A 12,272-nucleotide genomic window follows, 5' to 3' on the forward strand; every position below is an offset into this window, starting at 1 on the left:
GGAAGGTGTTCATGCATGAAGGGTATGGTTTTTACGGCGTTTCTTGAAATGGTGGAGAGTAAGTTTTCTTTGAAAATCGCGGATGACATTATTGAAGCATCTGCGCTGCCATCAGGCGGCAGCTATACAACGGTGGGTACATATGACCACAATGAAATTATCAAGCTTGTCATCGAGCTAAGCGGGCGTACGAACATACCTGTAGCTGACTTGGTACGAACTTTTGGTGAATATTTATTCAGCCAGCTGCTTGATATGCATCCCTATTTTATGGAGCAAAACAGCTCCGTCTTTGAGTTTTTGCAAAAGGTTGATAGCTATATTCATGTTGAGGTGCGCAAGCTGTATCCAGATGCAGAATTGCCAGCTTTTCAGTATGACGCCTCTATCCCAGGCACATTAATTATGACCTATCAATCTTCAAGACCGTTCGCAGATCTGGCAGAAGGCCTGATTATCGGATGCATTGCCCATTATGGGGAGAAGATCGACATTCAGAGAGAAAATCTGTCAGATGGAAGCTCTGCCCGTTTTGTATTAACACAAGCGGGGTCAGATCTGTGATGGAGGATATCGAAGTTCTGCGCAGGCAGCTGGAGCGCGAGAGGAAAGCACGCAAAGCAGCCGAACAAATAGCCGAGCAAAAGACACGCGATATCTATTATGTGAATCAAGAACTTCGCCAGTTGAACGATCAACTCGAAGAATTGGTGAAAGAGCGGACGATAGAGCTATCCAGAGCTCGTGATGAAGCGGTTGAAGCCAATCAAATCAAAAGCCAATTTCTAGCCAATATGAGCCATGAGCTTCGTACTCCGCTCAATGCGATTATCGGCTATAGTGAAATGCTGAAGGAAGAAGCTGACGAGCTGGGTGAGCAAAGCTTTTCGGATGATCTAGATAAAATTAACACGGCAGGCAGGCATCTTCTTGCGCTTATTAACGACATTTTGGATCTGTCTAAAATTGAAGCAGGCAAGCTTGAGCTCTATCTGGAGACTTGTGATATTCCTACAATGATTCATGATGTCGTGACAACCGTACACCCTCTGATAGAGACAAACAAGAATCGTGTGGAAGTCGACTACCCTGAAGGCACGATGAAGACGGACCTTACTAAGCTTAGACAGATCTTGTACAATGTGCTCAGCAATGCGGGGAAGTTCACCAAAGAGGGGACAATCTGGTTTTCTGCTGCTTATGCGATGGAAAACGAGGTGCCTGGGGTTGAATTCCGTGTGAAAGATACAGGAATCGGTATGACAGCTGATCAAATCGGACAATTGTTTCAAGCGTTCAAACAAGCCGATTCCTCAACTACAAGGAAATATGGCGGAACGGGGCTTGGTCTGGCTATTAGTCAAAGGCTGTGCCAGATCATGGGCGGGAAAATCACGGTTAACAGTGAATACGGGGTAGGAACAACGTTCTCTATTTGGCTGCCACTCTTGGATCAACATTTTTCTGGTGCCAACGCCTCTTTGTTGGAAAGTCCCGAGGGAAAGTCGAAAGGTTCCAGCACGGTGTTGGTTATTGACGATGATCCAGCTATGCTGCAATTGATGAAGCGTTATCTTAGCAAAGAGGAATGGAAGGTTGCCCTGGCCACAACCGGTCAAGAAGGGATAAGGTTGGCGAAGGAGCTGCATCCCGATGTCATTTCACTTGATGTGTTAATGCCTGGAATGGATGGATGGAACGTATTAGCCATGCTGAAGAACGATCCTGAGCTGGCGAACATTCCGGTTGTTATTATCTCGATGACAGACGATAAGAATCTGGGTTATGCGCTGGGCGCTTCTGAATTTCTGACCAAGCCGATTTATCGCGAGCGATTGATTTATATTTTGGATAAGTATATATCTGAGCGGCATTCCAATTCGGTTCTGGTTATTGAAGACGATTTGGCGACCAGTCAAATGATGACCAGAATGCTGGAGAAAGAAGGCTATCGTGTTACTAGAGCAGAGAATGGTCAGCAAGCATTGGAATGTGTGGCGCAATCGCTGCCGCAATTGATCTTGCTTGATTTAATGATGCCGACGATGGACGGATTTGAGTTTGTGACCGAATTGCGTAAACGCGAGGAATGGCGCTCCATACCGGTTGTGGTCGTTACCGCCAAAAATATTACGGAAGAGGATCGGCTGCGATTAAACGGATATGTGAAAAATATTGTGCAAAAGGGGAGCCTTCGACGGGAAGACTTTTTGCAGGAAATTTCTCATTTGATTGCCAGCGCTGCGATTGAGCAGATCGTGAAACCCCAATTGCATACTCCCAAAGAGGAATCAGGCGATGTATAAAATACTTCTAGTCGAAGATAACGAGATGAATCGTGACATGTTGTCGCGTCGTTTATTGCGCAAAGGGTATCAAGTAGTGATAGCTGTCGATGGACAGCAAGGCATTGATTCGGCGAAATCGGAGTGTCCGGATCTCATCTTAATGGATATGAGCCTGCCGGTCTTGGATGGCTGGGACGCGACCCGACAACTGAAAGAGCTGCAGGAGACGAAGCATATACCTGTTATTGCTTTAACTGCCCATGCCATGTCCAGCGATCGGGATAAGGCGTTTGAAGTAGGCTGTGATGACTTCGATACGAAGCCGGTTGAGTGGGAGAGGTTATTAGGCAAAATACAGGGTTATTTAAAAGAACTATAAATTCACCTGAAGTGACGCATCCCTAGACAAGCCCAGTGAATCAGGCTATTATCTTAAAAGATACTCTGCTGATTAAATTGAGGTGTAGGTATGCCGGGGGTTCATAGTAATCTGAAAGAAATGATGAGAGAAAAAGATCCTAAGCTTTCCATTCGTCAGCTGGCCAAAGATATTGATTACCATTTTGATTCGGTTCGAAAGATGTATAAAGATGAGATGGTTCAGTATCCGAGGGACTTGATATGGCGGCTTTGCAAGTATTTTAAGGTGACTCCAGGGCAGTTGATCGTTGTCGATTATGGAGAGGAAGACCATTCCAATTAAAAAGGGAACCCTGCACAATGTGTAGGATTCCTATTTTTTGTTTAGGCCGGAACGATGACTGGTTCTTCTGCGTGGGCATGTGAGATTTTCACTAACATGGCCGTGGCGTCGGACAGCACTTCAATTCCTTCGTGAAAGGAAAGATCAGAAACGAGCAGGTGATCGCCAATACCTAGCCCGCTAATGTCAACTTCAAAAGCGCTAAGCAGCTTATCAGGCATGCAGCGAACTTGAACTTCGTACAACTCCACTTGAAGAATTCCCCCCTCTTTAACGCCTACAGGCTCACCAGAGAAATGAATGGTAACTTTCGAATCCATGCTTATATTCATATTCAGTTGATAGAAATCGACGTGAACAATCTTGTTGGAAAGTGGATCTCTTTGAACATTTTGAATGAGAACAGGCTTGTTGCCGTTTTGTGGAATAGCCGCATGAAGAATAGCGCGGGGATTCCGTTTCAAAGTGGAAAGGATGTCCTTTTCGCTTACTGTAACCGAGATACTGCCAACGTCAGTGCCATAAACAACGGCTGGAACCTGACCCTGTTTTCTCAATACATTCATTTGCGACTTGCTTAGTTGGTCCCGTTCGTTTAACTGGATAGAATTGCTCATCATTGTGTTGCCTCCTAATCGAATGGGAAAAGATCTAAAAGACCGATTAACCATATCATGTTTAATCAGCCGAGGAAATGACCATATTTTCTTGTCATATGTTAATTTTATCACAAGTTTCACGCTTGTCAAACAGCATACACGTTTAGCGAGCCCGCATTGACAAGAAAATACGGTCGTGCTAAGGTTTAAGCAGCAGATAGGAGCGGAATGGCAAGAGCTAGGGAAGTTAACTGGATAGCGATTTACGTAGGAAATAAAGTGATCTTTATTTCTTTTTTTTGCACTCATTTGTAATAATTTATAAAAAATAGGAGGATTTTTAATGATTTTAAAATCGATTAAACGCAATGTCGCTTTTTTGGGAACAAGCTTGCCCAGAGAGTGCGGGTTAGCTACATTTTCACAGGATTTGATGAATGAAATTGAACGGATCCATGATTTTAATTCACCCCGTATGATTGCGGTTAACAATAACAAGTCGTATGTGTATGGCAACCAGGTAATAGGACAAATTAGCCAGCATCAACGAGCAGATTATAGCAAGACAGCACTGGATTTGAATCGTTCTGACATCGATTTGCTTGTCATTCAGCACGAGTTTGGGATTTATGGCGGCGAAAGCGGTGAGTATGTACTGGATCTGGCTGAGCAATTAAAGATTCCATTCGTTGTCATTTTCCACACGGTTCTATCGGAACCTAGTGATAAGCAGCGCTTGATTATGAAGCGGCTGGCCGAGCTAAGCTTTAGAGTGATTACGATGGTGCAAAATAAAGTGCAGGATTTGCAGGACGTCTATGGCATCGAAAACGAGAAGATCACGATGTTTCATCATGGTGTTCCTTTCGTGGAGACGGCCTCAAGAGATGAGCTGAAAGACCGCTATGGGTATAGGAACAGGCAAATTCTTTCGACATTTGGCTTCTTGAGCCCGGGCAAAGGGATTGAATACGCTATCGAAGCGATGAGTGGCGTTGTCGCGAAACACCCTGAAGCGTTATACATCATTTGGGGCAAAACGCATCCGGTCGTGCAGCAGGAAGTTGGAGAAGTCTATAGACAGAAGCTGATGGATCTAGTGTCGAAGCTTGGACTCGAGGCGCATGTCACTTTTGTAGATAAGCTTTTGACACAGGAGGAAGTCGTTGAATCACTGGTCTTATCCGATATCTATATGACTCCTTATCTGGGCAAGGATCAAGCTGTAAGCGGAACGCTAGCCTATGGTATCGGTTATGGCCGGGTCATTATTTCAACCCCCTACCGCTATGCGGTGGAAATGTTGGCAGATGGCCGCGGACTGCTGGGCAATTTCCATGATTCAGCTTCACTCGAGCAGCACATCGTGAACGTTCTGGACCATCCGGATTTGAAGCTGGAGATGGAGAACAGAACACAAGCGCTCGGAAGTACGATGATGTGGAGTGAAGTTGCCAAGTCTTATGCGGCGCTGTTTCGTGAAACGATCGCGAGCCGGATTGTGATCAAAGGGAGTGCGGTTTGATGGGGAAGCTGGCGGTCAAGCCGTTCACAGCGGATTATTTGCATCGCTTAACGGACGATACCGGCATCTTTCAGCACACGAAATTTGGCATCCCCGATCGTTCCAAAGGGTACACGTCCGACGATAACGCGAGGGCTCTGATCGCTGCTGTCATGCTGCACAAAAGCAGTCAAGATAGCAAAACGCTAAATCTAATTTCGATTTATTCGTCCTTTCTTCATCATGCGCAAAACGAGAATGGCAGCTTTCGGAATTTCATGGATTATCAGCGGGTATTCATGGAACAGGTAGGCTCGGAGGATTGTCTGGGGCGTTGTTTATGGGCGCTCGGATTTACCTTATCGGAAGCATCTGTACCGGATAATATCCAAAATACTTGCCGATATATGATCAATCAGGCACTCTCGCATGTGAAGAGCTTAACGTCTCCGCGGGCCATGGCCTATGCGATGATTGGGTTGACGCATATGCTCGAAACGTCGCAAGCTTTAACCTATAAGTTTCCTTATCCAAGCATGAAACAAGAAGACCCGGATTTTCTTCCGCAAGATCAAATCGCTTCCTTGGTGGAGGAGCTGGCAATGCGGCTGCATACCCAGTATCAAGCGAATAAAGGCGATAGCTGGCTGTGGTTTGAGGACAGTATAACCTATGGCAACGCGATGCTGCCTTGGGCGCTTTTCAAGGCCTCGCAGCTTACATCGCTGTTGCAGCACACGGAGCAATTCCGACTAACGGCTAAGGAAAGCTTGGACTATTTGGCGTCTGTTACCTTCGCTCAGGAAGGTTATTTCAAGCCGATTGGCAGTCATGGCTGGCTGACGAGAGGTCAAGAGGCAGCTCTATTTGATGAGCAGCCAATCGAGGCATGCGAGATGCTGCTAGCTTGTATAGAAGCTTACAAGGTAGTAGGAGAGCCCAGTTATTACGCCAAAGCGTCGCTTTGCTATGACTGGTTCCACGGACGCAACTCACGTCAAGAATCATTGATTGATGCTCAGACGGGGGCCTGCTTCGATGGCATCCATGCTTCCGGCTTGAACCTCAACCAGGGCTCGGAAAATATCGTCTCTTACTGTATGGCTAAGCTGGTGATGCAGCATGAATAAATTCGCAACGATACTTGCCGGCGGCGGAGGAACCCGCTTCTGGCCGCTTTCCAGGCAGGAGCTGCCCAAACAGCTGCTGAATATCAGCGGCAATGATATTATGCTCAATGATACGATTCAGCGGTTCAATGGGGTGATCCCTATGGAGAATACGATCGTAGTGACGAATCGTTCCCAAGCTGTTTTGCTGGAAAGCATCATGCACACGAGTGTCCAGCCCGGCAATATTTTGGCGGAGCCTGTGGCCAAGAATACAGCGGCAAGCATTCTTCTCGCTGCCTTATTTATTGAAAAGCATCATGGCGATTCCCTTATGGTCGTTTTTCCTTCTGATCATCATATTACCGAAGAAGATAAATTCAAGAAGACGCTGGATCATGCCTGCCAGATTGCGATGGAAACCGGTAAGCTCGTGACGATCGGAATCAAACCTACGTTTCCCTCAACAGGCTATGGCTATATCTCTTGTCAAAATGAAGCGTTCATGAGCAAGCCATGCAGTGTGTATGAGGTTGCTGAATTCGTAGAAAAGCCTAATTTTGCGAAGGCCCAGTCCTATCTTAGTTCAGGTCACTATTTGTGGAACAGCGGGATGTTCATTTGGAAAACGTCGAGCATTCTCGATAATTTCAAACGATTTTTGCCGAGACTCTACAAAACGATGCTGCCTTTGATGGCGTACATGGGCACAAGCCAGGAAATAGAAATGATTAACGACATTTATCCTTCGCTGCAAAACATTTCAATTGATTACGGCATCTTGGAGCGCTGCGACGAGGTTGTTGTGATTGAAGGCGATTTTGGCTGGAACGATATCGGAAGCTGGGATGCGCTCGGGGCTATCTTTCCTCCGGATGAACACGGGAATATTGTGAAAGCGAACTACGTAGGGATTGAAACGCGAAATTCCATTATTTACGGGGAAGATAGATTAATCACTACGCTTGGTATTGATGGCTTGATTATTGCAGATACCAAGGACGCGCTGCTCATCTGTTCGAAGGAGAAGGCGCAGGATGTCAAGGAAATCGTTGCCATGTTGAAAGAAAAAGGCATGCTGGAATACACCTGAGAGAGGCTGAATGTCACCTATGATGAAATTGGAATGGCAAACGAAGACATGCAAAGAACTGCTGCTGGACTATCAGCCTGCTCGGCACAAAGGCCACAAACTCCATTTTGCCGGAGTCGGCGATCGGGATGTCTACAATATTACGGCTCCTTTCATGAATGAAGGGGAACTCTATATCGCAGGCCGGGTCGAGGCAAGGGATTCAGAGGAATCCGAAATCATCTTCTTTACATGCCGGGATGAGGTCTGGACACCTAAGCTGGATCTGCCCAAATTTCAGCTGCAAGATCCATTCATTACTCAGATTCATGGCGAATGGATTTTCGGTGGCGTCGAGCTGTATTTCGACTCGGTGACGAAAAGAGCGATTATCGGCTGGAAAACCGTGCTCTACCGAGGAGAGAACCTGCATGAACTCAAACATGCCGCTTCAGGTCCGTGGAACATGAAAGATATCCGGCTGACCGCATTATCGGATGGACGGATTGGCGTATTTTCGAGGCCGTTCGGCATCGAAGGCACACGAGCTGTCATTGGATTCAGCATCCTCGATTCGTTCGATGACTTGTCGGAAACAGCGATTATTAAGGCTCCCTTGTTCCGCGATCAATTTCTGAAGGACGAGTGGGGCGGCGCTAATGAAATCCATTTGCTTCAAAATGGTTATCTTGGCGTGCTGGGCCATATCTCCTATACGGATGAAGAAGGACGGCTGCATTATCATGCCATGTCCTTCGTCCTTAATCCTTGGACGAGGGAGAAGTCGCCGGTCAAAATCATTGCAACCCGCAGCGACTTCCCGGATGGACCCGCGAAGCGGGCAGATCTAGCCGATGTGATCTTCAGCGGAGGGTTGGTCCGAAAGGCGTGCAGCCTAGTAGATTTATATGTCGGTGCCAGCGATACCGAAGCACATTACATGGAAATTGCCGATCCTTTTACGGAGTATGAGCAGTTGGCTTGAAGCAAGCACTAGGCGGAAGAGGTTGTCCCTCGAGCAGATAAATCTACTTGGGAGCAGCCTCTTTTTTGTGATTTGCTCGAAAAAAGGCTGCACCTGAAGGTATTACAACCTTCTGGCGCAGCCTCTAAGAGGTTGGTTTAACAAGTAAAGGCATCAATAAAGCGCAAATCAATTCCGAAATACATCCAAGTGAAGCCGTTCCAACGGAAGCCGCCGATGGATGTGGAGCCCACGAATACCGGGAAGTACCAGAAGGACTGGCCATTGCCGAGCCATACGTACGTAAAGCGGAACAAGCAACGAGAGATGCCGCGTGGATCTACCGCGAAGGCTGCCCCGGAGGCATTAAACGGTTTCTGCGGTGTGTAGGAAGGCGGCGGCGAGGTAGGTGCTTGCTGCTGTCCGCCTCCTTGTGGTGGGCCTGGAACGGGTCCCGGTCCTGGTCCAGGGAAGCCTGGTCCTGGAAAACCCCCACCAGGGAAGCCAGGTTGCCCAGGGAATCCGGGCTGTCCGGGAAAACCAGGCTGCCCCGGAAATCCTCCTGGCTGCCCAGGGAACCCGGGTGTCATACCCCCGCCAGGGAAGCCTCCGCCGCCTAAACCGGGAATCATACCGCCTAAGCCACGCGGATCGTAAGTGGGAACCCAGGCATAGTATGGAGGTACGGGATAGCCGTATGGGTAAGGGGCTGCTTGTGGATAAGGTGGACGATTGGATTCTGCCGTCTCAGGCTCCGATATGATTTGTGTCTCCAAATCTAAGTTGCGCACCGTTTGTTTCTTTTTTGAAGTCATAACCTGTAAGTTCCTCCTTGAGTAAAAGCGAAATTGTCAATACTTACTCTATGCAGAAGGATAGACGAATGTCACGGTTGGTGACGACTTTCAAGGAATAAGCAGATCAATAGACCTATGCGATAGGCTACTTTGTGGGAATATAGGATCTTTATCCTATTTCATCTATTTAAATACGGGATATCTATCCCATAGATGGAAAGTAAATTGTCGTATATAATTGAAAAAGGTTATATTTTGAAATAATTGGAGCGGGCTTCCATGAGAGAACTATTGGGTAAGAAGTTGAAATACGATGTCACTACAAGTTATGGACTAGTCTTACTACCAAGTAAATCCGTTCTCAACCAGGAGCATCTGGATTTATTCCAACAGCATCGTATTGATCTTATGGACATCATGACCACCGAGGATGAGCAAGAAAGTGAATCTGGATCTTCTCTTGATTCTACAGAACTCCTTGTCCAAAGGGCTTCTCAATATGCCAAAGATTTATTTGAGCGTATTCAATCGCAAAAGAAAATTCCCTTGCTAGAAATTAAGAATGAATTAATTCCAATTGTTCAACAGGCGGCAGAAAACCCCGATCTTTTCCAATTGTTTCAGGCGGTTAAAGCCAAAGATGAATATACCCATCAGCATAATATCGGTGTGGGCATATTATCAACGCTTATTGGTAAATGGTTGAATCTGGAAGACAACGAAGTGGCCTTATTATCCTTGGCGGCGACGATGCATGATGTCGGTAAAATCAAGATCTCAGAAGAAATTCTGATGAAACCGGGGAAATTGACATCGGATGAGTATGATGAAATGAAGCAGCACACCATTCGAGGCTATAACATGCTGAGAGAAACGGTGGGGATTAACTACAGAGTTGCGCTTGTTGCCTTGCAGCACCATGAACGGGCAGACGGTACGGGATACCCGCTTGGTCTCAGAGATACGCAAATTGATCGGATGAGTCGTATTGTCGCGGTTGCCGACGTTTTTCATGCTATGTCATCGAAGCGTCCGTACCACGAAATGATGCCTTTCTACGAAGTTGTCAGCAGGATGCGGGAAGGTTTTTTCGGAGAATTGGATCCTCATATTGTATCTGTCTTTCTGACGAATATGATTCAGAATTTGATAGGCAGGAAAGTAATGCTTACTGATGGTCGGTGGGGAGAGGTCGTTTATATTAATCCTACGGATGACACAAACCCGCTTGTTAAGATTGATGATATTTTCGTAGATCTTAGTCGAGAACGACATATTCATATAAAGGAAGTTGTTGTATGAACCCAAACATGGTAGAAGATAATCAGATTTTGAACCAATTTTTTACGAGTTATGGATTAACGCAACGTGAATCGGAAATTCTTGGGCTCATTGCTACTCATGGTTATACGAATCGAGAAATTGCAGAGAGCTGCTGTATAAGTGAAAAGACAGTGAAAATTCACTTGGCGAATATTATGAGCAAGATTGGCATTGGCTCCATGCGCCGATTGCTTGCGCTTCTTTTGCAGCAGTCTCTATCCTTCTCCAAACGATCGAATGAACTTAGTAGAATCCCAGCCGTAGGTAATTGATAAGGAAGAGAGAAGTCTCCTGAAACGGGAGTTTCTCTCTTTTTTTTGCCATTTTTGCATGATACAATTTGGAACCTAAAAATGAAATATTGTATTGACATGATACAAAAAGTATCTTAAAGTAGAACTAGAACATGATACAAATAGTATCAAGGTTCTGGAGAACTTTATCGAACAAAGTAAAGTAGACTTCTTTGGAGGGGAATCATGGAGATCAATCTTAAAGAGTATTTGATGATAATAAAAAAGCGCATGTGGCTTATTGTTGGGTGTGTGCTGGCAGTAACCATTCTCACAGCGATGTATACCACATCACACTATCAACCTATTTATCAGGCATCGACGAAATTGATCGTCAACAAAACAGTTGAGCAGGATCAATCCGGTAAGGAACAGATCGATTATGGCGCGATTGGTGTTAATCTAGCACTCATGAATACATTTAAGGAAATTATTAGAACCCCAGCTATTATGGATAAAGTCGTTCAACGCTTCCCCGATTTAAATGTTTCCACAGATCAGCTCATCTCCATCGTGAATGTATCAAATCTCAATGAAACGCAGGTTATGACCATCAGTGCCCGACATTTTTCGCATGAAAAAGCCGTAAAGATTGCCAACGCTGTTTCTGATGTCTTTCAAACCGAGATTCCCAAAATTATGAAGGTTGATAATGTCACAATTTTGAACAGAGCCAAAAGCCAAGATAACCCCATCCCCATTAACCAAAAGTCGAACCAATATATTATTTTGAGTTTTATCGTTTCTTTAGCTGCGATGGTGGGTCTTACCCTTCTGCTAGATGCGCTAGATGATACTTTGAAAACAGACAAAGATATTCGTGAAATTTTCGAATCGCCTACGTTAGCTTACATACCGAAAGCGAAGGAACGAGGCAAGGAACTTCGAACGAACCGGAATCAAAAATCTAGAAAAAAAACAGGGGAAACGCCATATGCCAAAACCATCCACTAATTTTCCAATTATGATGAAAGTGAACCCGCATTCCCCGATTTCAGAAGCCTACCGTTCTTTGAGATTTAATATCGAATGCTCGGCTCTAGGGCAAGAGGCCAAAATCATTACGGTTACGTCTTCAGGCCGAGGTGAAGGCAAAACGACAACAGCGATTAATTTGGCAGTCGCATATGCCCAGATCGGGAAGAAAGTCATTTTGCTAGATGCAGATCTAAGAAACCCTTCGATCCACTTGGCTTTCAGCCAAGAAAATGAGAGAGGTTTGACCAACTATTTAGGGAACCAATTGGCTTTAAATGAGACCATTCGGGAATCCTATATCGAAAATTTATCGATACTGACTTCGGGAACGCTTAGGCAGAATCCCTCGGAATTATTGGCTTCCCCAAAGATGGATGTCCTTTTAGCCGAATTAAGAGCGAATTATGACATGGTCATTGTCGATACGCCATCAGTTTTGACATTAACCGATGCCAAAGTGCTGGCAGCCAAATGCGATGGTGTTTTGCTTGTTGTCGAGTACGGCAAAGTGAAGCGCCAAATGGCCAAGAAGGTGAAAGAAGAGCTGATGCTGGCGAAAGCCAAGCTGATTGGCATTGTTTTGAATGAAATTAAAAACTACCATGTGGATGCTTATCTTTAAGGATATTCAAGAAATCAAAG

At 45.6% G+C, this 12,272-nt stretch carries 14 protein-coding genes; 12 read left to right on the forward strand and 2 right to left on the reverse strand.

The genetic code is table 11. The features are described 5' to 3' along the window. Positions 1 to 15 precede the first annotated feature (15 nt). The 4 genes from HQN90_RS11275 to HQN90_RS11290 all read left to right on the forward strand — a co-directional run bounded on the left by HQN90_RS11275 (position 16) and on the right by HQN90_RS11290 (position 2,991). Positions 16 to 564: a heme NO-binding domain-containing protein gene (locus tag HQN90_RS11275; RefSeq protein ID WP_173218240.1), complete on the forward strand. Its 549-nt coding sequence runs from the start codon at positions 16 to 18 to the stop codon at positions 562 to 564. Next, positions 564 to 2,306 carry an ATP-binding response regulator gene (locus tag HQN90_RS11280; RefSeq protein ID WP_173218242.1) on the forward strand — a complete coding sequence of 581 codons (1,743 nt, stop codon included), beginning with the start codon at positions 564 to 566 and terminating at the stop codon, positions 2,304 to 2,306. The genes HQN90_RS11275 and HQN90_RS11280 overlap by 1 nt, the downstream gene beginning before the upstream one ends. Continuing rightward, on the forward strand, positions 2,299 to 2,667 hold the full coding sequence (locus HQN90_RS11285) for a response regulator (RefSeq protein ID WP_173218244.1): 369 nt from the start codon (positions 2,299 to 2,301) through the stop codon (positions 2,665 to 2,667). The genes HQN90_RS11280 and HQN90_RS11285 overlap by 8 nt, the downstream gene beginning before the upstream one ends. Before the next feature lie 90 nt (positions 2,668 to 2,757). After that, positions 2,758 to 2,991, forward strand: coding sequence for a helix-turn-helix domain-containing protein (locus HQN90_RS11290; RefSeq protein WP_079414172.1), 234 nt, complete (start codon positions 2,758 to 2,760; stop codon positions 2,989 to 2,991). Positions 2,992 to 3,032: 41 nt separating this feature from the next. On the opposite strand, the gene HQN90_RS11295 is transcribed toward HQN90_RS11290, so the two are convergent. Continuing rightward, entirely contained in the window at positions 3,033 to 3,611 is a 579-nt protein-coding gene (locus tag HQN90_RS11295) for a 50S ribosomal protein L25 (RefSeq protein WP_173218246.1), read from the reverse strand. Positions 3,612 to 3,933: 322 nt separating this feature from the next. Here HQN90_RS11295 and HQN90_RS11300 point away from each other — a divergent pair, with 322 nt between their 5' ends. Genes HQN90_RS11300 through HQN90_RS11315 form a run of 4 tightly spaced genes read left to right on the forward strand, consistent with a single transcriptional unit; the run spans position 3,934 to position 8,260 of the window. Beyond that, entirely contained in the window at positions 3,934 to 5,115 is a 1,182-nt protein-coding gene (locus HQN90_RS11300) for a glycosyltransferase family 4 protein (protein ID WP_173218248.1), read from the forward strand. Beyond that, entirely contained in the window at positions 5,115 to 6,224 is a 1,110-nt protein-coding gene (locus tag HQN90_RS11305) for a glycosyltransferase (protein WP_173218250.1), read from the forward strand. The genes HQN90_RS11300 and HQN90_RS11305 overlap by 1 nt, the downstream gene beginning before the upstream one ends. Beyond that, positions 6,217 to 7,296 carry a mannose-1-phosphate guanylyltransferase gene (locus HQN90_RS11310; RefSeq protein WP_173218252.1) on the forward strand — a complete coding sequence of 360 codons (1,080 nt, stop codon included), beginning with the start codon at positions 6,217 to 6,219 and terminating at the stop codon, positions 7,294 to 7,296. Before HQN90_RS11305 ends, HQN90_RS11310 begins: the two co-directional genes overlap by 8 nt. Before the next feature lie 19 nt (positions 7,297 to 7,315). Beyond that, complete coding sequence (locus HQN90_RS11315; RefSeq protein WP_420851044.1) at positions 7,316 to 8,260, forward strand: DUF1861 family protein; 945 nt, start codon at positions 7,316 to 7,318, stop codon at positions 8,258 to 8,260. Between the two features lie 137 nt (positions 8,261 to 8,397). Here HQN90_RS11315 and HQN90_RS11320 read toward each other — a convergent pair whose 3' ends face one another. Continuing rightward, complete coding sequence (locus HQN90_RS11320) at positions 8,398 to 9,054, reverse strand: hypothetical protein (protein WP_420851045.1); 657 nt, start codon at positions 9,052 to 9,054, stop codon at positions 8,398 to 8,400. 261 nt (positions 9,055 to 9,315) lie between these two features. On the opposite strand from HQN90_RS11320, the gene HQN90_RS11325 reads away from it, so the two are divergent. From HQN90_RS11325 to HQN90_RS11340, 4 genes are all read left to right on the forward strand, one after another. Then, positions 9,316 to 10,338, forward strand: coding sequence for an HD-GYP domain-containing protein (locus HQN90_RS11325; RefSeq protein WP_173218254.1), 1,023 nt, complete (start codon positions 9,316 to 9,318; stop codon positions 10,336 to 10,338). After that, a complete protein-coding gene (locus HQN90_RS11330; protein WP_173218256.1) occupies positions 10,335 to 10,631 on the forward strand; it encodes a helix-turn-helix domain-containing protein in 297 nt (98 codons plus the stop codon). The genes HQN90_RS11325 and HQN90_RS11330 overlap by 4 nt, the downstream gene beginning before the upstream one ends. Before the next feature lie 207 nt (positions 10,632 to 10,838). After that, a complete protein-coding gene (locus tag HQN90_RS11335) occupies positions 10,839 to 11,606 on the forward strand; it encodes a YveK family protein (protein WP_173218258.1) in 768 nt (255 codons plus the stop codon). Continuing rightward, the gene (locus tag HQN90_RS11340) at positions 11,587 to 12,252 is read left to right on the forward strand and encodes a CpsD/CapB family tyrosine-protein kinase (RefSeq protein ID WP_173218260.1); all 666 of its coding nucleotides are present in this window, start codon (positions 11,587 to 11,589) and stop codon (positions 12,250 to 12,252) included. The genes HQN90_RS11335 and HQN90_RS11340 overlap by 20 nt, the downstream gene beginning before the upstream one ends. Positions 12,253 to 12,272 lie beyond the last annotated feature (20 nt).

It is taken from the genome of Paenibacillus alba, assembly GCF_013204855.1.
GTDB classification, from domain to species: Bacteria; Bacillota; Bacilli; order Paenibacillales; family NBRC-103111; genus Paenibacillus_E; species Paenibacillus_E alba.

Excerpts from the sequence above, each read along its gene's own strand:
- HQN90_RS11295 (WP_173218246.1), bottom strand. The coding sequence starts at position 3,611 with ATGATGAGCAATTCTATCCAGTTAAACGAACGGGACCAACTAAGCAAG.
- HQN90_RS11285 (WP_173218244.1), top strand. The coding sequence starts at position 2,299 with ATGTATAAAATACTTCTAGTCGAAGATAACGAGATGAATCGTGACATG.
- HQN90_RS11290 (WP_079414172.1), top strand. The coding sequence starts at position 2,758 with ATGCCGGGGGTTCATAGTAATCTGAAAGAAATGATGAGAGAAAAAGAT.
- HQN90_RS11325 (WP_173218254.1), top strand. The coding sequence starts at position 9,316 with ATGAGAGAACTATTGGGTAAGAAGTTGAAATACGATGTCACTACAAGT.
- HQN90_RS11310 (WP_173218252.1), top strand. The coding sequence starts at position 6,217 with ATGAATAAATTCGCAACGATACTTGCCGGCGGCGGAGGAACCCGCTTC.
- HQN90_RS11320 (WP_420851045.1), bottom strand. The coding sequence starts at position 9,054 with ATGACTTCAAAAAAGAAACAAACGGTGCGCAACTTAGATTTGGAGACA.
- HQN90_RS11280 (WP_173218242.1), top strand. The coding sequence starts at position 564 with ATGGAGGATATCGAAGTTCTGCGCAGGCAGCTGGAGCGCGAGAGGAAA.
- HQN90_RS11315 (WP_420851044.1), top strand. The coding sequence starts at position 7,316 with ATGATGAAATTGGAATGGCAAACGAAGACATGCAAAGAACTGCTGCTG.
- HQN90_RS11275 (WP_173218240.1), top strand. The coding sequence starts at position 16 with ATGAAGGGTATGGTTTTTACGGCGTTTCTTGAAATGGTGGAGAGTAAG.
- HQN90_RS11330 (WP_173218256.1), top strand. The coding sequence starts at position 10,335 with ATGAACCCAAACATGGTAGAAGATAATCAGATTTTGAACCAATTTTTT.
- HQN90_RS11335 (WP_173218258.1), top strand. The coding sequence starts at position 10,839 with ATGGAGATCAATCTTAAAGAGTATTTGATGATAATAAAAAAGCGCATG.
- HQN90_RS11305 (WP_173218250.1), top strand. The coding sequence starts at position 5,115 with ATGGGGAAGCTGGCGGTCAAGCCGTTCACAGCGGATTATTTGCATCGC.
- HQN90_RS11300 (WP_173218248.1), top strand. The coding sequence starts at position 3,934 with ATGATTTTAAAATCGATTAAACGCAATGTCGCTTTTTTGGGAACAAGC.
- HQN90_RS11340 (WP_173218260.1), top strand. The coding sequence starts at position 11,587 with ATGCCAAAACCATCCACTAATTTTCCAATTATGATGAAAGTGAACCCG.